13 protein-coding genes and 1 tRNA gene are annotated in these 21,394 nt (G+C 66.8%); 12 read left to right on the top strand and 2 right to left on the bottom strand.

From position 1 onward, the window contains the following. Positions 1-4: 4 nt before the first annotated feature. From dpdH to EOV43_RS00140, 5 genes are read left to right on the top strand one after another with little or no spacing between them, the layout of a single operon-like run. Positions 5-3,067: a protein DpdH gene (gene dpdH / locus EOV43_RS00160; RefSeq protein WP_277745802.1), complete on the top strand. Its 3,063-nt coding sequence runs from the start codon at positions 5-7 to the stop codon at positions 3,065-3,067. Then, the gene (locus EOV43_RS00155; RefSeq protein WP_128219136.1) at positions 3,060-3,734 is read left to right on the top strand and encodes a hypothetical protein; all 675 of its coding nucleotides are present in this window, start codon (positions 3,060-3,062) and stop codon (positions 3,732-3,734) included. Before dpdH ends, EOV43_RS00155 begins: the two co-directional genes overlap by 8 nt. Then, complete coding sequence (gene dpdJ, locus EOV43_RS00150) at positions 3,731-8,137, top strand: protein DpdJ (protein WP_128219135.1); 4,407 nt, start codon at positions 3,731-3,733, stop codon at positions 8,135-8,137. Before EOV43_RS00155 ends, dpdJ begins: the two co-directional genes overlap by 4 nt. Beyond that, positions 8,134-8,652, top strand: coding sequence for a phospholipase D-like domain-containing protein DpdK (dpdK, locus tag EOV43_RS00145; RefSeq protein WP_128219134.1), 519 nt, complete (start codon positions 8,134-8,136; stop codon positions 8,650-8,652). Before dpdJ ends, dpdK begins: the two co-directional genes overlap by 4 nt. Continuing rightward, a complete protein-coding gene (locus tag EOV43_RS00140) occupies positions 8,649-10,616 on the top strand; it encodes a hypothetical protein (RefSeq protein WP_128219133.1) in 1,968 nt (655 codons plus the stop codon). The genes dpdK and EOV43_RS00140 overlap by 4 nt, the downstream gene beginning before the upstream one ends. Positions 10,617-10,820: 204 nt before the next feature. Here EOV43_RS00140 and EOV43_RS00135 read toward each other — a convergent pair whose 3' ends face one another. Beyond that, complete coding sequence (locus tag EOV43_RS00135) at positions 10,821-11,984, bottom strand: ADP-ribosylglycohydrolase family protein (protein WP_164878744.1); 1,164 nt, start codon at positions 11,982-11,984, stop codon at positions 10,821-10,823. 106 nt (positions 11,985-12,090) lie between these two features. Next, a tRNA-Leu gene (locus EOV43_RS00130) sits at positions 12,091-12,174 on the bottom strand. Between the two features lie 343 nt (positions 12,175-12,517). Between EOV43_RS00130 and EOV43_RS00125 the strand changes: the two genes are divergently transcribed. The 7 genes from EOV43_RS00125 to pknB are packed head-to-tail and all read left to right on the top strand — an operon-like array spanning position 12,518 to position 21,320. Further along, a complete protein-coding gene (locus EOV43_RS00125; protein WP_128219131.1) occupies positions 12,518-13,234 on the top strand; it encodes an FhaA domain-containing protein in 717 nt (238 codons plus the stop codon). A gap of 5 nt (positions 13,235-13,239) precedes the next feature. Next, positions 13,240-13,707, top strand: a complete 468-nt coding sequence (locus EOV43_RS00120) for an FHA domain-containing protein FhaB/FipA (protein ID WP_128219130.1) — start codon at positions 13,240-13,242, stop codon at positions 13,705-13,707. Positions 13,708-13,711: 4 nt separating this feature from the next. Continuing rightward, positions 13,712-15,094, top strand: coding sequence for a PP2C family protein-serine/threonine phosphatase (locus tag EOV43_RS00115; protein WP_239022155.1), 1,383 nt, complete (start codon positions 13,712-13,714; stop codon positions 15,092-15,094). A 52-nt stretch (positions 15,095-15,146) separates the two neighbouring features. Continuing rightward, positions 15,147-16,520 (top strand): FtsW/RodA/SpoVE family cell cycle protein, encoded by a 1,374-nt coding sequence (locus EOV43_RS00110; RefSeq protein WP_128222051.1) that lies wholly within the window; start codon positions 15,147-15,149, stop codon positions 16,518-16,520. Continuing rightward, positions 16,517-17,983 carry a peptidoglycan D,D-transpeptidase FtsI family protein gene (locus EOV43_RS00105; protein WP_128219129.1) on the top strand — a complete coding sequence of 489 codons (1,467 nt, stop codon included), beginning with the start codon at positions 16,517-16,519 and terminating at the stop codon, positions 17,981-17,983. The genes EOV43_RS00110 and EOV43_RS00105 overlap by 4 nt, the downstream gene beginning before the upstream one ends. Then, positions 17,980-19,539 carry a protein kinase domain-containing protein gene (locus EOV43_RS00100; protein ID WP_128219128.1) on the top strand — a complete coding sequence of 520 codons (1,560 nt, stop codon included), beginning with the start codon at positions 17,980-17,982 and terminating at the stop codon, positions 19,537-19,539. The genes EOV43_RS00105 and EOV43_RS00100 overlap by 4 nt, the downstream gene beginning before the upstream one ends. Further along, entirely contained in the window at positions 19,539-21,320 is a 1,782-nt protein-coding gene (gene pknB / locus EOV43_RS00095; protein WP_128219127.1) for a Stk1 family PASTA domain-containing Ser/Thr kinase, read from the top strand. Before EOV43_RS00100 ends, pknB begins: the two co-directional genes overlap by 1 nt. Positions 21,321-21,394 lie beyond the last annotated feature (74 nt).

Below are 21,394 nucleotides of genomic sequence, written 5' to 3'. Positions count from 1 at the left end.
GTCGATGACCCTGCAGACCAATCACGCGTGCTGGACGATCGCAGACGTCGTCTCGACCATCCCTACCGAGGCGGCGACGCCTTCGGCAGAGGTGTTGCTCGCGACCCACGCTCCCTTGCGCATCACGCGCCACGAAGCCATCGCCCGTGGTTCAGGACCCACCATCATCGATGAGCAGACTGTGCTCGAGGAGTTCTTGGAGCGCGAACCCACCAAGGGCATCCTCGTCGCTCCCGTGGTCGGTGAGTCCGGGACCGGCAAGTCGCACCTGGTGCGCTGGGTACACGCGAATCTTGTTTCCAAGGCTCCCGGCAACGTCCCGCGACACATCATCTATCTCCGTAAGACGGACACGAGCCTGAAGAACGTGGTCGAGCGGCTACTAGTCGGGCAGCAGGGCCCCCAGTTCGACGAGATCCGCAACAAGCTCGACACGTTGGGCGCGAGCGTCTCCCAAGAGACGATGGAGGGCCGCATCCTCGACTCGTTGGCCGAGGCGTTGGAGAACCACGAGGTCACCGGAACAACCAGAATTCTCACCGGAGTGAGCGGACTTGCCCTCTTCTTCCGGGACCCCCTCTTCCGTGAACACCTGCGCCGCGAGGGGTCATTCGTCCAGCGGCGCGCTCGGCACGCACTGCACGGACGTGCCGTGGACGAGGCGGACATCCCCCTGGAGTTCACGGCCGAGGAACTCCCACTCGACATCGTTGACTTCGCAAGCGTTCTCGACGCGGCGGCTGCGACACAGAAGATCTTCAGACTGGTCTCCACCAATGCGAACCTGCAGAACGCTGCGGTCGAGATGGTCAACGAACTCCTGCATGTCGCCGTGACACGAGCGGTCGGCCTGAGCGTGGGCGACATCTCGCAGGCCTTCCTGCAGATGCGCGCGAACCTCCTCGGCGACGAGATCATCCTGCTGATCGAGGACGTCGCCCTGATCCAAGGTGTGCGTCGTGACCTCCTCGACGCCATCGTCGAACCGGCCGAGGACCAGGGCACGGTCAAGTACGCCACGGTGCGCACGATGATGGCCGTGACCTCCGGTTACTACAACGAGACGCTTCCAGAGACCTTCCGCTACCGGGCCGAGGCTTCCGGGCCTCGCTACCAAGTCGACATGGACCTCGCCAACCTGGAAGAGGACGAGGACTTCTTCGCCGACTTCGTCGGTCGGTACCTGAACGCTGCCCGAGTCGGCAAGGAGGCACTCGAGGCGGCGGCGCCTAACATCCCAAACCCTTGTCACAAGTGTCCGTTCATGGGACCGTGCCATGCTACGTTCGGCCACGACTCCGAGGAGCACGGCCTCTATCCGTACAACAAGGTCGCCGTGCGCAGGGTCGTGCAGACGCTCGCCGACTCGCGTCCCGACGGGGCCCGCACATTCAATCCCCGTCGAGTCCTAGCCAAGGGCGTACGCGACGCCTTGCGCGAGGGTGCCGGACAGATCACGGGTGGCCAGTTCCCGCCCGCGGAATTCCTCGGCGGTTCGAACCTCTCTGGCCTCCCCACCCTTCCGTTGGGAGTGCGGGCCAAGATCGAGGCGGACCTCCCCGAGAAGGACGCCGGACGGGCCATCTCGCTGTTGACCTTCTGGGGCGACGCGGGCAAGAAAACGATCCCGAGCGATCTCTTCCGTGCCTTCTCCCAGGAGTCCTTCGCCGAGATCAGCACGGACGACGCGGTCGCTCCCCCTCTTCCCGACCAAGATCCGATCGGCTCGGCGCCACAGAGGGTGTCGCCATATTCGCCTGCACTGGTCAAGAAGTTGAAGGCAATCGACCTGTGGTCGGCCGGTGAGGCGACGCTGGCGCATAACATCGCCAGCGATCTACGTTCGATCGTGCGCGAGGCCCTGCTCGCCAAGGTCGTCTGGCTCGCACCGCTGATCAAGGATCCCGACTCCGCCACGATCAACAAGGCCATCAAGAACAGCGCTTACAGCATCTCGATCGCCCATGCGGGCGAAAACGTGCTCGGTACCTCCCCGGTGCTGACCATCCCGCGCTCCGCCGTTATGGGCCAACTCTTCACCGGGTTGCTCCTTCTGGAGGCCGGTCATGCCCAGGACGCCGGGTCGGCGTTGGCGAGTCTGGATGCCCTCGTGACGGCCGCGGTCCCGGCCGCACAGCAGGCGATCCTTAAGGAGTACGACGCCGTCGACGCCGTGATCGTCGACGTCGCCACCTCGTTGCTCGTCGGAGCTGCCCGTTGTGGGCAATTGCCTTCCTCCCCCAAGGACGTCGACCTGCTCGAAGCCGTCCTCTGGGCCCCGAACCTCGACGTTGAGCGTGCAGACGCGCCGAGTCGTACGGTGGCTTGGCTCGCAGCTCACCAGTCGTACATCAAGACCCGGCCCGCCGTGGTCAAGAACTTCGTGGCGAGAGTGGGTGCCGCCCAGGGAGTGACGGGTGCCGTCTACGGCATCGATGTCGCACGCCTCCTACCTCTTTTGCGCACGGCGTGGAAGCAGGCCAAGTCGCCCACCGCGGAGTCGTTGGTTCTACCTGCCTGGGCAAAGGAATCAGAGCGCCTGTCCAAGGACCTGAAGCGTGCCGCAGCGGCCCAGGTTGCCTACTGGAGTGACCTGGTCGAACGGGCCCACGTTCATCTCCCGGCCGGCAGCACCTGGAGTGAGACACTCGACGTCCTGACCTCCACGTTCACCGTCGCCAGCCAGGCAAGTCTGGTCATCCACCCCAACATGCCGGCACTCCAGGCCGGACTCCAGGAGGCGCGTGCCTTCGAAGGACGCAGCGTCGCGGACGTCGCGAAGGTACTCACGCAGGTGGCTGGCCTTCCCCAGGGCAGCGACCCGTCCCGTCTCATCGGCATCGAGGTGGGCGGAGACCTGTCGCGGGTGGTGGCGATGTTGGAGCAGTCCGCCAAGTGGGTGGACAACGGCCTCGAGATCGCCAAGGGCAACGACGACGACGACACCACCCTGGAGGACAAACTCCAAGTCGCCATCGACGACCTTCGCGCGATCGTGGACGAGTACACGCCCGACACCGACCAGCAGGAGCAGACCTTCGATGGCGCAGGAGCCGAACATGTCTGAGACGCTCAGCCTCCGGGACCGCGCCAAGCAACTGGGCGCCAAAGCCCGTGCCAAGCAGGAGAACATGGCCGACGTCGTGGCGGCAGGTCAGTTCGAGACCGCCCTTGAAAAGCTGACCTCGATGTACTCCCCCCTGCGCTCAGCCCTGCACACCCACCAGAAACTGCGTTCGGCTGGCATCCCGATGCCCGACGTCACTGGTCTGGAGGCCCCGCTGACCAAACTGGAAGAGGAGGCGAGCATCAGCAGACCCACCCCCCAGTTTCTCGCCAGTCGGCGCAAGGACATCAGCACTCTCACCACGAGCGTCCAGGCCCTCACCGACCAGGCATGGAGGACGTGGGCCGCCACACAGATTGCCGAACTCGCTGTGGACCCGTCGCTAGTGGTCGGGACGCGTGGACAGCGCTTCACCCTCAAGGTCGACGACCTCAAGTCCATGGCAAAGAAGTCCGCAGCCGAAGCTTTCATCCCGGAGTTCAAGAGCTGGCTCGGCACTGCCGCCGATCTGCGTGACCACCTGAGTTCCCCGATGACGGCCGAGGACGTGTTCGACCGGATCAAGGCGACCCCCGGATTCTCCTTCAGCGACTTCACCACCGAGGAGTTGGAAGTACTCCAGCACGACCTCGACGCCGCGCAGAGGATCAGGATCACCCTGCTATGACCATGACGCCCTGGAACGGGTACTCCGACCTGCTGTCGCGCATCGAGGACCTCGAGATGCACTTGCTCTCGTGGGGAGTGGTCGACGGTCACCTCAGCGAGGAGGACGTGCTGGACGCGATCGGCGCCCAACTCGACGCCGACCTCGACCGTGACCCGACGCTGATCCCGCCCTCTGCGCAGGAGTGTCTCGACCGGCTCGTCGCGACCGGGTTGCTGCACCGCATCCCGAACACCGCGACCTACCGGACCCGACTGGCCGAGACACTGCGCCTGTTGCGGAGCCTGCGTCAGTTGCTCCCGCCGCGAGATAGCGAGCCCGCCTTGGGGTGGTGGCGCCAGGGCAGTTCGCTGGTCTCCGACTACCGACTGCGGGTCTCACCGCGCCGCTACCCCGCACGCACCGTGCCACTGGACGCCGTACTCGACGTTCTGGGAGCAAGCGGGGACTGGACCCCCGAACGTGCTGCCGTGGTCCGGTCGATGTTGGGCACCGACCTGTTGGCGCAGTTCCAGGTCGACGCCACCCGGACAATCCTGGGGTACCTCGCCTCGGGCCAATCCGGTGCCGCGATCGTCACCGCCGGCACTGGTTCCGGAAAGACGCGTTCCTTCTACCTCCCGGCCATGATCGACATCGCTGCTTCGCACGCCACGAAGCGCTCGGGCCCACACACGTTGGCCCTGTACCCCCGCAACGAACTGTTGCGCGACCAGGCGCGTGAGGCGATGCGCGTGGCAGAGGGGATCGGCCCCCTGGCCGGCCCGGGCACGCGGCACGCACGCATCGGCCTGTTGTATGGCAACACCCCATACAACGCCAACGACCCCCAGCATGGCAAGGTCCACTACGGCTGGAAGGCGGTCTCCCAGGGCTGGGAGAGCCCTTACTTCCCCTGCCTCGACGACGACTGTCTGTCCCCCCTGATCTGGACGACCGTTGACCGGAAACAGGGCATGGAACGCCTGACGTGCCCGGCCTGCGGCGCCACCACCACTCCCGGCGCGATCGCGATGACGCGCGACTCGATCCGCAAGAACCCGCCGGACATCCTGTTCAGCACCACCGAGATGCTGAGCAAGCATTCCACCTCGTCGCTGGCGACGGTCCTGGGGTGGGCCGGGCACAACGGAACACGCCTCGTCCTGCTTGACGAGGTGCACACGTACTCGGGCGTCTCCGGTGCCCAGGTTGGCCTGATGCTGCGCCGCTGGCAGCAGGCCATGCAGGTCACGCAGGGCGCCAACGCTCCCCGGCCTGTCTTCGTGGGCCTGTCCGCAACGTTGAAGAACGCCGGCGATTTCATGGCCACGCTCACCGGGGTCGACCGTGCCCGTATCGAGGCGATCGCCCCGGCGATAGAGGACATGCTCCCCGCCAGTCGCGAGTACGGACTGGTGCTGCGGGGCGACCCGACCTCGGGTGCTTCCCTGCTGTCCACCACGATCCAGACGACCATGCTGTTGTCGCGCATGCTCGACAACAAACCGGGCCTCTTCGGGTCGGTGACGTTCGCCTTCACCGATGACCTCGACGTGATCAACCGTCTGCACGACGCCCTGCAGGACGCCGAGGGCCACAACCCCTACGGCATGGCGCGCGGCACGAACCTGGCACAACTGCGGTCGCCCATGCACCCGCAAGCATCCGCCCGCTACGCCGAAGGGCAGTCGTGGGACCTGCCGAATGCTCTCGGTCGGATGGGCCGGAAGATGCTTGTGGCGCGCACGAGCTCGCAGGATACCGGCGTGGACAACCAGGCCGACGTCATCGTGGCCACCTCCTCGCTCGAGGTGGGCTTCAACGATCCTCGCGTGGGTACAGTCATCCAGCACAAGGCCCCCCGGGACATGGCCTCCTTCCTGCAGCGACGGGGTCGTGCAGGGCGTCGTCTCGCGATGCGGCCCCTCACCGCGGTGGTGCTGTCCGACTACGGGCGCGACCGACTCGCCTACCAGTCTTACGAACAACTGCTGGAACCTGAGATCTCGCGCCGCAGCCTGCCGATCGGGAACCGATTCGTCCTCAAGATCCAGGCGACGCACAGCCTCCTCGACTGGCTCCGACGCCGGACTAAGACGGATACCCGTCGTCTGTTGGGGGCGCCTCAACTCAAGCCAGGCCAGCAGGCCCCAGACGCCTCAAAGATCATCACCCTGCTCACCGACGTGTTGGACAACGCGGACCTCCTACGCGACTTGACCCTGCACCTCAAGAGGGCACTCCAAATCGACGAGGAAGAGGTCAGCGCCCTGCTCTGGGAGGAACCCCGCTCTCTCATGCTCTCCGTCGTCCCGACGGCACTCCGCCGCCTGGAGTCACGTTGGACTCCGATGGGTGACAACGGCGACCCCGGCGGCAGCGACCGCGACCCGTTGCCGGAGTTCATGACGCGGGCTCTCTTCGAACCCCTCAACACCCCCGACGTGGAGTTCATCCTCCCGTTCAATCGGAACGAACCCGAGCGGATGCCGATCGCGCAGGCACTGCGCGAGGCCGTGCCCGGCCGCTTCAGCCGACGCTACGGACACCAGCACGCCCTGGACGCCACTTGGCTCCCCCTGCCCGCCGCCGGCAACCTGCTCCCCCTCACCGACATCGTCGCCCGGGGACGTGCCTTGGGGACCTGGGAGGTCGACGGCCAGGAGTACCTGGTGGTCCGTCCGTACGCCCTGACGTTGCAGAAGCCGGGACGCGAGGTGCAGCAGCAGTCCCAGGCGATGCCGGTGTGGCACACGCTGTTCGAGTACACCAGGTCGACCCTCGTCGACGTCGACGTCCCTCGACCCTCGGTGTGGTCGACCTTCATCTCCTCTGTTGGCTTCGGCCTGCACGTCACGGGAAGCCCGCTGACCGTGCGACGCATGACGACGGGGTCCACTGGTGAACTGGTCATCAAGGAGGGCTTCAAGCACACGCGTACCCCCATCGAGGTGCAGTACACGCACGAAGGCAAGGACGCCGCCCTGGGCTACGAACTCCAAGTGGACGGCATCGTGGTCAAGGGCTCCCTGATCGAAGTCCGTGACGGCCTGCGGACATATGCGCACAGTCCTGCTTGGCGCACCGCGGCGTTCAAGCAAATGGTGCTCGAGGACCCTGACCTCGACGGCATCGCGAACACGTTCCAGCGTATCTGGCTGGTGGAGGTCTACAAGCACGCGCATGTGAGCCGCGGCCTCGACCTCGACGACCCCAAGGCGTTGGCCGCAACTCTGAGCAACGGCGCCTGGGCCACCGACATGTCGGCGTTCTTAGCGGCCTCCTACCGCGCTGAGATCGACGGTGACACAGAGGCACGTCTCCTCACTGGCTTGAAGGACCTAGCCTCCCGGACGACCGTGCGCCGGGTGATCGAGAAGCACGGTTCTCTGCTTTCCTCCGGCGACCCGTCGATCGTCACCCAGGAACTACTCGACCGCGTCTTCGCCGACTCCATAGGAGCCGCTCTGCTCACGGCTGCGGAAGCTTTGCTTCCCGACGCGCAAGAAAACGATCTCACCGTCGACATCTCCGTCGATTCCGCGACTGACCGCTTCACGGTCCACCTGACCGAGACCTCCATCGGCGGACTGGGCTTGGTCGAGAGCCTGCACCGCGAATACGTCCAAGACCCACGGACCTTTTGGGAGGCCGTCGCACGTGCAACGGCACCCACGGAGGCCGAAGAGGTCGACGTGTCCCTGCAGACCCTCCTGCGCGATCTCACCGCTCCGGACTCCGTATACCGCCCGCATGTAGCCGCCTTCCGTGCCGCAGAGACGATCAGCAAGATGGACTCGTCCCTCGACGCTCTGGTTGAGGCTTGGACCCTGCACGAGGGCCCGCCCTCGCACCTGCTGGTGTCGAGCATCGCGGCACGTTTCCTACGTCCCGGCTCCTCTCCCCAGGTGGACGCCACGATCGCGCGCCTCACACAACAGTGGATGGACCAAGAGGAGCGTCTGGGCGTTGAGATCGATGCGCGCACCTTGGTGCACCTGATCGAGTCCGGCCGCCTGCCCGGAGGCCTGGGGTCGCTGACTTCGGACATGGTGTTCTCAATGCTGTGGCTGCGTGGTGAGGCCGCCCGTGCCCAGAACCTCCAACACTGGCACCCGTTCCGCACCAACGTGCTCGTCGACCGACTGGCCATCGAGAGCGCGATCGGGGACCCCGGCACATCGGTGGACGTCACCGCGGACGACTGGGTCCAGGCCTATGTGGATGCCATGGAGGCTGAAGGTCGGGTCACCTTGCTGGCCCCATTCCGCGCCCGCACCTCCGTCGCGCGGGCATTGCGCCGTGTGGCCGTCGAACCTCTCGACCGAAACGGCCTCCGTGTTTATGGACGTGTCACCGGGGTGACCCAGGTCAAGGGCCACGTCCAGGTGTCCGTCTCCCTTGCCGAGGAGTTGCAATGATCCTTTCCCGTGACCTGCGGACACGGCCGCGGAACGGACTGGCCGTCACCGACCTGCTCACCACCTTGTTGTTGGCCGAGATGATCGATCCCAGCCCAGAACTGTGGCTGGTGAGCGGATGGATCACGGATATCCCCGTGATTGACAACCGGCACCACCAGTACGACGCCGCGTTGGGGGGCGCGGCGCGCACCACCCTCATGCTCAGCGAGGTCCTCGCCGAAGTGACCTCACGCGGAACCTCACTGCACTTAGCCCTGCGGATCGAGCAGCACAACGAGTGGTTCATCCGGAGGGTGCAGGAACGCATCCCATCTAACCGCCTGCACCTCCACGAGAGTGCAGAACTGCACGAGAAACTCATCGTCGGACGCGACTGGATCATGAAGGGGTCGATGAATTTCACCGTCAACGGCACTCAACTCAACGAGGAGAAGATCCAGGTGGTGCACGACGAACGCAAGGCGGCTCAAGAACGACTCGAACTGCAGACACGATGGATCGGACAGGCATGATCTCGGCGAACGAATTCCTCCCCAGGTTCTTCGGCGAGGGCAACAACATCTGGCCCGGAGTTGATCCCCAGCACGCCATGTCTTCGGCCCTCTCGAAGTTCCTCGACGCCCTGGAGAAACCGGGCGAGTGCCCGGTGATCCTGCCACGTCAGATACTCATGGCTAAGCCCTCCGTCTGGTACGTGATCGCCCATGACACTGCACACGTCGAACGGGTCCGACTACTCCTGCAAGCCACCGTGGCGCACTCGTGGGTCCCTTTCAACGGCCGGGTCGCGCATCTGACCCCGTCTGACCCCGTGGACCGGGCTGTCCTTGACTTCCGGGGGCCGGGCACCACTTTCGTCCTGAAGCCTTCAACGCCCGAGGCCGAGCGACGAATGGTCTGGGCGTTGCGCCGTCTGGCCACGAGCCTCGCCGGTCGCGAACTGCGCGTGCCCAGCGTTCCCAGGCCAGTCGGTCGCATGTTGAAGGAATTCGAACTCCATCTGGCCACGGACTCAGTCGCGGGATCCGCGCGCATCCTCTCCGAAATCGAGAGCGCCGGCGGGATCTCCCACGAGAACATCGCCTTCCTGCGTCTGCGCCGTCTAGCACAACTAGGGCTTGAGGAGGAAGTGCTCTCCTCCCCTTCTCTCCCCTCTCTCGTCTACTCCGAACCGCCTTTCCTCGTCCGTGAAGCGGTGTTGGGCGCTTGGGCCCGTCATCTAGTCCTGCCCGTCCTCGAAGACGCGGGCAACGATGCCGCATGCGAAGCCATCATCTCCTCTCCCATCGACATCGCGATGTTGGTCGACGCCCGGAGCACTGAAAGCACCGACACGGACGTGGCCCGTGTCAGCAAACTCGTGCTGGCCATCCGTGCCAGCAGTGCACCTGCTCCGATACTCGAAGAAGTCACCGAGTCCGCCACCGACGCCGAGTTTGAAGTCGACGAGGCGACCCCCAGTCCGACGCCCACCCAGGTGACCACGGACCTCCCCGAGTGCGGCGAGGAGTCGATGTCCGAGGGACTCGAAGAGGACGACGCACTCAACCCCGAGGGATGGCTCGACTGGGTCGCGGCCATAGCCGAGGAGCGGCAGCCTGAACTCGACCTGAACGTCATTGGCACCTGGACCCCAGCCTGGGGGGTAGACACCGAATTGGCGGCCGCCATCAACGATCTGCCCAGCCTTGCCGAGGACTCCCTGATCAGCGGTGTGGCGGCCCTGCTCCACACCGACGATGCGGACCATCCCGCCCCGCGCACCGCCCGGGCCTTGATCGACTGGTATCTGGTCACCGAACGCTTCACACCACTCGACCTCAGCGTCCTATGTCGACTACTGCAAATCGTTATCCGCAGTTCCCCTAACGAGCAGTCGTATAACGCACTTCTGGGCGATATCCGCGCCTACGCCGACCGTTGGGTTTCAGTCTCCAATGCCGTGCGGGTCATCGACATCGCCGACGCCGTGGCTTGCGGGCCTGCAGGCGAGGCGCGCGACAATTTCGTTTCCGCACTACTGTCACCCCTCAACCATCAACGCACTCGACTACCCGAGTCGATGCGAACCGTGGCCGACTTCGTTACTAGCGACCTAGAAATAGCCCTTGATTGGCAGGTTCCAGGAACAGTTGTCCAGGCTGACCAGGATTTGCCACGCGAGTCAATCACGCCTCGAATCCTGCTTTACAGCCTCGACAGTGGAACCTTGGGCCGCTCCGAACAGGCTATCTCCAAGGCGTGGCCTGAAGCATCAGTCGATATTTCGGATGCAAAAGTCGGAAACGACTCTTTGAAGCAACTAGCCCGCAATTCTGACATCGTTATTATGGCAACTCGGAGGGCGACACATGCAGCCACAAATTTCATCATCCAGAATCTTGGTGGTGCGACTCACCTCGAGTATGCCGATGGTTCCGGATCGGCGTCTATGATCCGCGCAGTCGAGGCAGGAATCAGCGCTTGGGCAGGATGAGTAAATGGCCCTCCCCACGAAGGGAAGCGTCCCGATCGCACCACTTGGACTGAGCAAAGGCCACGCCGTTGACGCTCGACAAGAGCGATACCTGCCAGCGGTAGACGCGCCGATGCTACCTCCAGGTCGAGTAAGGGTGAGACGTGAAACATCCAAGTCCGCCAGTGAGGGGACTTCCCTGAAATTGCTCGCAGATACGTGAGATCAAGCCCCCGGGTACTTGCTGTCCCACCACACGTCAGGATCGGGACGATCGCTCGGCCAACCCTCCTTCCAAGAGGCAGGCGCCTGGAAACCACTGAGGCTGGTGTCGAGGTCGATGGCGAGGCGGTCCATGGTCCACCCGTGCGTGAGGCGAGGTAGCAGCGACGTCGGGAGAGCCTCGTACCCGAACAAGGCACCCAGGACGGCGCCCGTGACGGCAGCCACCGAGTCGGGATCCGGGGCACGGAGCGCGAAGTCCAGCGCCCGGCCGACGTCCCAGACGTCAGGGAAGCTCATCGCGGCATAGAGGCCACCGAGTAGTGCGGATCGCGCAGAGGTGTCCGGCGCCAACCCGCGAAGCACGGAGAGATCTGCTCGAGGTGCCTCAAGCACCGACACGAGGTCTCTCCGTGAAGCGTCAGCCATCGGTTCACGGACGAGGTGAGGCTCCTCGACGGCTTGGCGCACCCGGTCATCCAGCGTCAAACGCGACCGCTGGAGCATCGCAGCGACCAAGCGAACTCCGAGACCCGACAACCGCTGGGACTCCCCATCGTCATGGGTGAGCAACGCCAAGTTGCGCGCCCACATCTCCACGTACGCCGCATACGGAGAGTCACCCGCACCCAGGAGTTCTGAGTAGCCGCTAGCCCCCACTGGGCGCTCCAGTTGCGTGAACGCTGCCACAGGCAACACCCGTATCAGAGCTTGGCACCCAGCGCTCCGAACCGGACGTCCTTGCTGCAAGGCAGCGATCGTCGTTGGAGACTTGCCGCGGCCGGTGCCCATGGCGGGGTCCTCCCACAGCCATCCGTTGGGCCAGGGCCGCGATCCGTCAGCGAAGCCTGCCAAGAACCTCGGCACCCAAGTCTTGAGCCGCGGCTCCGGGTAGCCGCGCTGCTCGAACCACCTCTGATAGCCGTACAACCCGACCTCGACAAGGTCAGCATGCAGGATTCCGTAGCGCACGTAGTTGCGCTGGGTTCCCTCAATGCTCCATGCAGCGAGCTCAGTTGCGACGCCGGCCACCAACGGCCCCGAACCGTCACGCTCATCAGCCGTGGCGTTCCCCAGAGCGTCGCCGAGAGCTAGTCCCAGACACAGTCCCCGGATCCGGCTCAGCCGAGTCGGCAAGTGTTCTGGGTGGGTGATTTCTGCGGGCACGCGGACCATTCAACGACCAAGAGAATCACTTCGCGCGTTATTCGCCATCCTGTCCACCGGAAATGACAGAAGCCCCGGTCTGATGACCGGGGCTTCTGATCAAGCGTGCGCGAGGGGGGAGTTGAACCCCCACGCCCTTTCGGGCACACGGACCTGAACCGTGCGCGTCTGCCTATTCCGCCACTCGCGCTTGATGAGAGAAACGTATCCCACCGGGAGCGATACGCCCAAACCGGGGCGCAGTTGTGGCCCTCTCGCAGCCGTTCCACGCCTGAAATCACGCCTGAACGCACAGTGGAGCGCACCGTCGAGCAGCGTCCGTACGCCACCTCGCGCGACACGACGTCGTCCGGACCACCGGGTGCGAACCGGTAGGTTCGTCCACTTGCTCGTCGTGGGAACACGTGGCGGCAAGGCTGCGCGGATACGATCACGGCAGGCCACGTGTGTGGTCTCACTGCACGTACGCCCTCGCGCGTATGCCGACAGCGCCGCCCGGCGGTGCTCAGGAACCAACATGGAGGAGGTGGGTCGTGGGAGCCCTGCAGCGTTTCGAGCAGCGCCTGGAGGACCTTGTCTCCGGCGTCTTCGCCCGCGCCTTCCGCAGCGCAGTGCAGCCGGTGGAGCTCTCCGCCGCGCTCCAGCGCGAGGTCGACAACAACTCCCAGATCCTCAGCCGCGACCGTCGTCTGGTCCCCAACGACTTCCGGGTCGAGCTCTCCGCAGCCGACTTCGAGCGTCTGGCCCAGTACGACGACGCGATGGCCCGTGACCTGGCCGAGCAGCTCGAGGAGCACGCCGCCGCGCAGGGATACGTCTTCCCCGGCGACGTCTCGATCGCGTTCGACCGCGCCGACGACCTCACCACCGGTCGTTTCCGCATCCTCTCCGCCGCGAAGGCCTCGGTCACCGGCCCACAGCCGCCGGCGCGCCAGCGACTCCGCACGCCCGACGCGGTCCTGGAGATCAACGGCACCCGGCACCCGCTCCTCGCTCCCGGTCTGGTGATCGGTCGCGGTTCGGAGGCCGACATCCGGATCAACGACCCCGGCGTGAGCCGCAAGCACGTCGAGTTCGAGATCTCCACCCACCCCGACGGCACCGTCCAGGTGGTCGCCACCGACCTCGGCTCCACCAACGGCATGACGGTCAACGGTCACTCCATGACCCGCGCCGCACTGCGCGAGGGCACCGTCGTCCGGATCGGCAACACCGACATCGTCGTGCACATCGAGCCGGAACGGAGCTGACGTCGATGTCCGAGATCACCCTGTTCCTGATCAAGTTCGCCTACCTGGCGGTGCTGTGGATCTTCGTCCTGTCGGCGGTCTCGGTGGTCCGCTCCGACATGTTCGGCGCCCGGATCCCGCAGACGGCCCCCACCGGCCGTCGCACACCGCGCTCACCCAAGCCCCCGGCCCGACGCCGCGGCATGCCCACCCACGTCGTCGTGGTGGAGGGCAGCAACGTCGGCGCTCGTGCCGAACTGAACTCCGCACCGGTCCTGATCGGTCGTGGCAGTGACGCCGCGATCCGTCTCGACGACGACTACGTCTCCACCCGCCACGCCCGCATCGCGTCCTCGGGTGACGCCTGGTACGTCGAGGACCTCGGTTCCACCAACGGCACCTACGTCGGGCCGACGCGCCTGACCGAACCGCTCGCCGCGAACTCCGGCATGCAGGTGCGCGTGGGCAAGACCGTCCTCGAGTTGAGGAAGTGACCCGGTGACGCAGAACGACGACCGGAGCGACGACCGGCCCACGATCCAGCCCTCCACCGACCCCGGGTCCCCGACGCACGTCGAGGCCGAGCCGACCGTGATGCGCCCGATCGTCCCGGCGCCGCGCACGGCTTCGCTCCCCGACGACGTGGTCGCCCACGACCTGCGTCTGGACTGGTCGGCGTTGTCCGACGTCGGTCGGGTCCGCAAGGACAACCAGGACTCCGGCTACGCCGGCGAGCACCTCCTCGTCGTCTGCGACGGCGTCGGTGGCGCTGCTCGCGGCGACATCGCCTCCTCGACGGCGGTGCGTGCGTTGCGTCGTCTCGACGAGCCCGGCGCAGCCGACGGTCTGGAGCGGGTCGCGGGTGCGATCCAGCGGGCCACCGACATGATCGGTGAGCTGGCCGAGCAGGACGAGTCCCTCTCGGGCACCTCGACCACCGCGACGGTCGCGCTCTTCGACGGCGGCAGCATCCACCTGGGTCACGTCGGTGACTCGCGCGCCTACCTGCTGCGCGACGGCGTCCTGACCCAGCTGACCCACGACCACACGTTCGTGCAGTCGCTCGTCGACGAAGGTCGCATCACCGAGGCCGAGGCCCGGGTGCACCCGCACCGCAACCTGATCCTGAAGGCCGTCGACGGGGTCCGTGACCCCGAACCCGACCTGTTCAGCGTCCCGCTGCGGGTCGGCGACCGCCTCCTGTTGTGCTCCGACGGCGCCTGCGGCGTCCTCGACGACACCGCCCTGACGGTCCTGCTGGCCGAGGGCACCCCTGACTTCGCCGCGGTCGAGCTGGTGCAGTCCTCCCTCGAGGCCGGCTCCAGTGACAACGTGACCTGTGTGGTCGCCGACGTCATCGCACCCGATGCGACCCGTGACCCCAACCTGTCGCCGCTGCTGGTGGGCGCTGCCGCCGACCAGCCGCGTCTGCCCGAGGCCAACACCTCGGCCCGGGTCGCGGCCGTCGCGGCTCCTGCTGCTCCCGCCGCCTCGGCCGGCACTGCTGCGGCCCCGTCCGCTCCGCTCGACGAGGAACTGGTCCGGTACGCCCCGCGCGAGCCGCGTCGTTTCGACTGGTTGAAGCGCATCTTCATCACCGTGGCCCTGCTGGGTCTGGTGTGGGTGGCCGGCGTCGCTGCGTGGTCGTGGAGCCAGAAGCAGTTCTACGTCGGTGAGCACGAGGGTGCCGTGACGATCTTCCGTGGCGTCGACGCCAGCCTCCCCGGCATCGAACTGTCCCAGCCGTACGAGACGTCCAACGTCCTCGTCACGGACCTGGCCCAGTACGACGCCGACCTGGTCCGTGACGGCATCACCGCCAAGGATCTGACGACAGCGCGCGACACCGTCGACAACCTGGGTACGAAGCGGGTGCAGTGACGTGAGTGTGGCTCTTCGCAAGACCGGGGACCCCGCACAGCCGGGTGTCCTGATGGGTTTCGTCCACCGCAGCCGTCGTGGCGCGGAACTGTTCCTGCTGCTGATCGCGCTCGCGGTCGGCATCGGTGCCTACGCCGCGGTCGGGCTGGGTGTGCAGGGTGAGATCCCTGTCGACATCCTGACCTACGGCGGCTGGCTCTCTGCGCTGGTGCTGGTGTGCCACGTGACGTTGCGCTTCACCGCGCCCTACGCCGACCCGGTCCTGCTGCCTCTGGTGGCGGCGTTGAACGGGTTGGGGTTGGCGGTGATCCACCGCATCGACCTGGCGCGTGGCCGCTTCGACGGCGGCCTCGCACAGCAACAGTTGGTGTGGATGACGCTCGGCGTGGGCCTGTTCGTGGCCACGATGGTCGTCGTACGCGACCACCGGCTGCTGCAACGCTTCACCTACACGTCGGCCCTGGCTGCGTTGGTGCTGCTGCTGCTCCCGATGGTCCCCGGCATCGGCCACTCGACGCTCGGCGCCAACATCTGGATCAAGATCGGCGGGATGACGTTCCAGCCCGGCGAGATCGCGAAGGTGCTGCTCGTCATCACCTTCGCCGGCTACCTGGTCCAGCACCGCGACGCGTTGGCCCTGGCCGGACGTCGGGTGCTGTTCGTCGACCTTCCCCGTGGACGCGACCTGGGGCCGATCCTGGCGATGTGGCTGGTCTGCATCGGCATCCTGGGCGTCCAGAAGGACCTCGGTTCGGCGCTGCTCTTCTTCGGCCTGTTCCTGGTGCTGCTCTACGTCTCCACCGAACGGTCGGGGTGGCTCGTCGTCGGCGGCATCCTCTTCGTCGTCGGTGCGACGGCTGCGTACACATTCTTCGGGCACGTCCAGAACCGTGTGCGGATCTGGCGCGACCCGATGGACTACTACCAGTCCCTGCCCGGTTCAGGTCAGCTCGTCGACTCGATGTTCGGCATGGCGTGGGGCGGCCTGATGGGCCGTGGTTTCGGTGAGGGCAAGCCGTGGCTGATCCCCGTCGTCGAGTCCGACTTCATCATCGCCGCGATCGGCGAGGAGCTCGGCCTGACCGCCGTCATGGCGCTGCTGCTCTGCTACGGCCTGATCGTGGAGCGTGCCCTGCGCACCGCGCTGATCTGTCGTGACGGCTTCGGCAAGCTCCTGGCGACGGGTCTGGGTGCGGTCATCGCGCTGCAGGTCTTCGTCGTCATCGGTGGCGTCACCGGCCTGATCCCGCTGACCGGTCTCACCACCCCGTTCCTCTCCTACGGTGGTTCGTCGTTGATCGCGAACTGGATCATCGTGGCGTTGCTGGCGCGGGTCTCCGACCACGCCCGCAAGCCCCCGCCGGACCTGACGCCGCACGCCGCCCCCGACGACTCCGAGTCCACCCAGGTGGTGCGTCTGCGATGAACAAGCCGATCCGCACGATCTCGGTCTTCTGCCTGCTGCTGTTCGTGGCCCTGATGGCCAACGTGACCAAGCTGCAGGTCTTCGACGCGCCCGAACTGGCTGAGTCGAAGTACAACAAGCGCGTCATCGACGAGCAGTTCTCCCGCGAACGCGGCGCGATCCTGGTGGGCCGCGACCCGGTCGCGCAGTCCGTGCCGGTCGAGAGCCGCTACGAGTTCCAGCGCGAGTACCCGCAGCCGCGTCTGTACGCCCACGTCACGGGCCGCTTCAACTACTACGGCTCGACGGGTCTGGAGCGTTCGCAGGCCGAGGTGCTCTCCGGTGACGACTCCCGCCTCTTCGTGAACCGCGTCGTCGACATGCTCGCCAACCGCTCCCCCAAGGGCGGCAACGTCGAACTGACCATTGACGCGGCGGCGCAGAAGGCGGCCTACGACGGTCTCTCCGCGCTGCCCGGCAAGGTGCAGGGCGCCGTGGTCGCGATCGAGCCGAAGACCGGCAAGGTCCTGGCGATGGTGTCGCTGCCCAGCTACGACGTCAACAAGCTCGCCGACCACGACCTCAACAACGTCAACAAGGTCCACGACAAGCTCAACGCCGACCCCACCCAGCCGCTCGTCAACCGGGCCACACAGCTGCGTCTGCCGCCCGGTTCGACGTTCAAGCTGGTCACTGCCGCGGCCGCGATGGAGTACGAGGGCTACAGCTCGACCTCGCAGGTCCCCGGTGGCGACACCTACCAGCTGCCCGGCACCAAGGGTGAGACCGGCGAGATCGACAACGGCGGCCGTTCCTGCGGCAAGAAGAAGGTCTCCTTCGCCCAGGCGATGGGGCAGTCCTGCAACACCACGTTCGCGCAGCTGGCCGTCGAGGTCGGTGGCAAGAACATGGCCAAGCAGGCCACGAAGTTCGGCTTCGGCAAGGTCTACCTCGACGATCTCGACCAGGTGGAGTCCAACTTCCCCGCCGACACCGACCCCGCCGAGACCGGCCAGACCGGCATCGGCCAGTTCGAGGTCGCCGCGACGCCGCTGCAGATGGCGATGGTCGCGGCCGGCATCGCCAACGACGGCGTCGTCATGAAGCCCTACCTCGTCGACGAGCTCTCCACCCCCTCGCTCAACGTGCTCGACCAGAACGACCCGAAGGAACTGAGCCGCGCGACGTCGGCCAAGACCGCCAAGCAGCTCACCGACCTCCTCGTCGCCACCGTCGACTCCGGCACTGCCTCCCCCGCCGCGATCAGGGGTGTGAAGGTGGCCGGCAAGACCGGCACTGCCCAGTCCGGAATCGACCACGTCCCCCCGTACGCATGGTTCACCTCGTACGCGCCGGCCTACGACCCTGAGGTCGCCGTCGCGGTGATGATCCAGAGCGCCGACGTCGACCGCGGCGAGGTCGCGGGCGGCAAGCTCGGCGGACCGATCGCGAAAGCTGTGATGGAAGCGGTGATCAACCGATGAACGCACTCGACATCCACGTGGACGATGCCCACAGGTACCTCCTGGGCACCCGGATCGCCGCCGGCGGCATGGGTGAGGTCTGGCGCGCCACCGACACCGCTCTGGGCCGCGAGGTCGCGGTCAAGCTCCTCAAGGCCGAACTGGCTGACGACACCCTCTTCCGCTCCCGTTTCGAGGCCGAGGCACGCCACGCGGCGGCCCTGACCCACCCCGGGGTCGCAGCGGTCTACGACGTCGGCGAGTCCGCTCCCCTGCAGGGAGTGCGCCGTCCCTACCTGGTGATGGAGCTCGTCGAGGGCCAGCCGCTGAACAACCTGATCCGTCCCGGTGCCGTGATGGACCCCGCCGTCGTGCGTGACCTGATGGCCCAGGTCGGTGACGCCCTGGGCGCGGCCCACCGTGCCGGGATCGTGCACCGTGACGTGAAGCCGGGCAACCTGCTCGTCACCCCCGAGCGCCGGATCAAGGTCACCGACTTCGGGATCGCACGCGCCGTCGAGGCGGTCGCGCTCACCGAGACCGGTCAGGTGATGGGCACCCCGCAGTACCTCTCCCCCGAGCAGGCCGAGGGCAAGCGGGCCACGTCCGCCTCCGACGTCTACTCCCTGGGCGTGGTGACCTACGAGTGCCTGGCCGGACGTCGTCCGTTCGAGGCCGAGTCGGCCGTCGCGACCGCGCTCGCGCACCTGCGCAACCCGGTGCCGCCGCTGCCCGACACGATCCCTGCCGACCTGGCCGCCGTGGTGATGCGCGCCCTGGAGAAGAACCCCGAGGTGCGTTACCGCACCGGTGACGAGTTCGCCGCAGCGTTGCGCAACCCGGCCACCGCGATGGTGGGCATGCCGACCCAGGTCGCACCGGTCTTCCCCGTCACCCCCGAGACCACCGTGATCGCACCGCCCACCGCAGTCGCTCCCGCCGCCTACGACCCGACGACGGGCACCCAGGCTGTCCTCGGCGCGGCCACCGGTGCGGTGCCGTTGCCCGAGGAACCGGAGAAGAAGTCGGTCATGGGCTGGGTCCTGGGTGGACTGGCCGCCCTCGTCGTGGTCCTCGCGCTGGTCGCCTGGTTCCTGGCCAGCGGAGGCAAGGACACGCCCGACGAACCGGTCGAGTCCCCGACGCCGAGCGCGACACCCACCGACGACGTCGACGACGACGAGCCCGAGACGGTCCGGGTCGACGCCGATCAGTACGTGGGACGCGACGTCGAGGACGTCTACTCCGAGCTGCGCTCCTTGGGTCTGCGCGTCGACCGTGAGCCGCAGACCAACCCGGGCAGCGAGCGGGAGGGGCGCGTCACCGGCGTCGATCCGTCCGGACGTCTCGAGACCGGCGACCGCGTGACGGTGACGTTCTGGGGTGCCGCTCCGGAACCGGAACCGGAACCCACCCCGGAGCCCACCCCGGAGCCCACGCCGACGCCGACGCCGACGCCCACTCCGACGCCGACGCCCACTCCGACGCCGACGCCGACGCCCACCCCGACGCCCACCGAGGCCCCGACGGACGAGGTTGATCCGACGGTGTCCGAGCCTGTCCTGAGAGGCCAGTGATGACCACCCCCGAACCGACGTCCGTCGGTGGACGCTACGAGCTCGCCGAGCTGCTCGGTCGTGGCGGCATGGCCGAGGTGCGCAAGGGTGTCGACACCCGGCTGGGCCGCACGGTCGCGGTGAAGCGTCTGCGGACCGACCTGGCCTCGGACGCCACGTTCCAGGCCCGGTTCCGGCGTGAGGCGCAGTCCTCGGCCAGCCTCAACCACCCCGCCATCGTGTCGGTCTACGACACCGGCGAGGAGTGGGTGGACAACGCCGACGGCGGCGTCGCGCAGCCCTACATCGTGATGGAGTACGTCGCCGGGCGCACCCTGCGTGACGTCCTGCGCGAGGGCCGCAAGATCTTGCCCGAGCGGGCCATGGAGATCGTCTCCGGCATCCTGACCGCGCTCGACTACAGCCACCGTGCCGGCATCGTGCACCGCGACATCAAGCCGGGCAACGTCATGCTGACCCCGGCCGGCGACGTGAAGGTGATGGACTTCGGCATCGCCCGTGCCATCTCCGACGCCGCGAACACGATGACGCAGACCTCGGCCGTCGTCGGCACCGCCCAGTACCTCTCCCCCGAGCAGGCGCGCGGCGAGACCGTCGACTCCCGTTCCGACGTCTACTCCACCGGCTGCGTGCTCTACGAGCTCCTGACGGGCCGTCCGCCGTTCATCGGTGAGTCGCCGGTCTCGGTGGCCTACCAGCACGTGCGTGAGCCCGTCGTCCCGCCGACCCAGGTGGATCCCTCGCTCCCGCCGGAGGCCGACACGATCGTCCTCAAGGCCCTCGCCAAGCGGGTCGAGGACCGCTACCAGTCCGCCGCCGCGATGCGTCAGGACATCGAGCGTCACCTCGCCGGCCACCCCGTCCAGGGCGCGCCGGTGCCGCAGCCGCCGTCCTCGGCCGAGCGCACCACGGTGACGCCGCGTCCGACCGCCGCGACGCCGCGCGTCGACGTGGAGGAGCGCAAGGCCCGCAACAGCCTCGCGATCTTCGTGGGCCTGCTGGTGATGGCGGTCTTCGTGCTCGGCGCGTTCGTGCTGCCGCGCATGTTCGACACGGCCCCCGAGGAGGTCGCGGTCCCCTCGGTGGTCACCAAGACCGCCGACGAGGCACGCACCGAGATCGGGAAGGCCGATCTGGTGGTCGGCAACATCACCTACGGCACCTCCGACGACGTCCCCAAGGGCAAGGTCATCAGCCAGGACCCTTCGGGCGGCTACATCGCGCCCGGCACCCGCGTCGACTTCGTCATCTCCACCGGTCCGCCGGAGGTCGAGGTCCCCAACCTGACCGGTGTCGCGAAGGACGAGGCCAGCGAGAAGCTGGGCAACCTCAACCTCGAGGTCAAGGTGAAGGTCGAGAAGTCCGACGACCCCAAGGACGAAGTGGTCCGCACCGAGCCGTCCGCGTTCAAGTCGGTCGCCGAGGGCACCGTCGTGACGATCTTCGTCTCCACCGGTCCCACGACCGTCCCCGACGTGGTGGGCCTGGACCAGGCGGCCGCGACCCGGATGGCGGAGTCGGCAGGGTTCTCCGTCGACGTCGTGCCGTGGGCGGACACCAAGGAGAAGAAGGGAACCGTCATCCGACAGTCCCCGACCTCGCGTCCTGAGCGTCAGGGCACGCTGGTGACCCTGTTCGTCTCCACCTACGAGCCGCCCGAGAAGCCGTCGCCGAGCGGATCCCCCAGCGGTTCGCCGAGTGGTTCGCCGAGTGGTTCTCCCAGCGGATCCCCCAGCGGTTCGCAGAGCCCCTCCCCCGATGACGAGGACGAGGACGACTGATCCCCTCCCCCGACGTACGACGAAGCCTCCACCACCAGCCGGATCATCCGGCGGTCGTGGGGGCTTCGTCGTGC

Origin of the sequence: Nocardioides yefusunii (assembly GCF_004014875.1) — a bacterium.
GTDB classification, from domain to species: domain Bacteria; phylum Actinomycetota; class Actinomycetes; order Propionibacteriales; family Nocardioidaceae; genus Nocardioides; species Nocardioides yefusunii.
Note: the sequence above shows the minus strand (reverse complement) of the source record. Positions and strands in the feature narration are given on the sequence as shown.

Excerpts from the sequence above, each read along its gene's own strand:
- EOV43_RS00100 (WP_128219128.1), top strand. The coding sequence starts at position 17,980 with ATGAACGCACTCGACATCCACGTGGACGATGCCCACAGGTACCTCCTG.
- dpdK (WP_128219134.1), top strand. The coding sequence starts at position 8,134 with ATGATCCTTTCCCGTGACCTGCGGACACGGCCGCGGAACGGACTGGCC.
- pknB (WP_128219127.1), top strand. The coding sequence starts at position 19,539 with ATGACCACCCCCGAACCGACGTCCGTCGGTGGACGCTACGAGCTCGCC.
- dpdH (WP_277745802.1), top strand. The coding sequence starts at position 5 with ATGACCCTGCAGACCAATCACGCGTGCTGGACGATCGCAGACGTCGTC.
- EOV43_RS00140 (WP_128219133.1), top strand. The coding sequence starts at position 8,649 with ATGATCTCGGCGAACGAATTCCTCCCCAGGTTCTTCGGCGAGGGCAAC.
- EOV43_RS00105 (WP_128219129.1), top strand. The coding sequence starts at position 16,517 with ATGAACAAGCCGATCCGCACGATCTCGGTCTTCTGCCTGCTGCTGTTC.
- dpdJ (WP_128219135.1), top strand. The coding sequence starts at position 3,731 with ATGACCATGACGCCCTGGAACGGGTACTCCGACCTGCTGTCGCGCATC.
- EOV43_RS00110 (WP_128222051.1), top strand. The coding sequence starts at position 15,147 with ATGGGTTTCGTCCACCGCAGCCGTCGTGGCGCGGAACTGTTCCTGCTG.
- EOV43_RS00120 (WP_128219130.1), top strand. The coding sequence starts at position 13,240 with ATGTCCGAGATCACCCTGTTCCTGATCAAGTTCGCCTACCTGGCGGTG.
- EOV43_RS00155 (WP_128219136.1), top strand. The coding sequence starts at position 3,060 with ATGTCTGAGACGCTCAGCCTCCGGGACCGCGCCAAGCAACTGGGCGCC.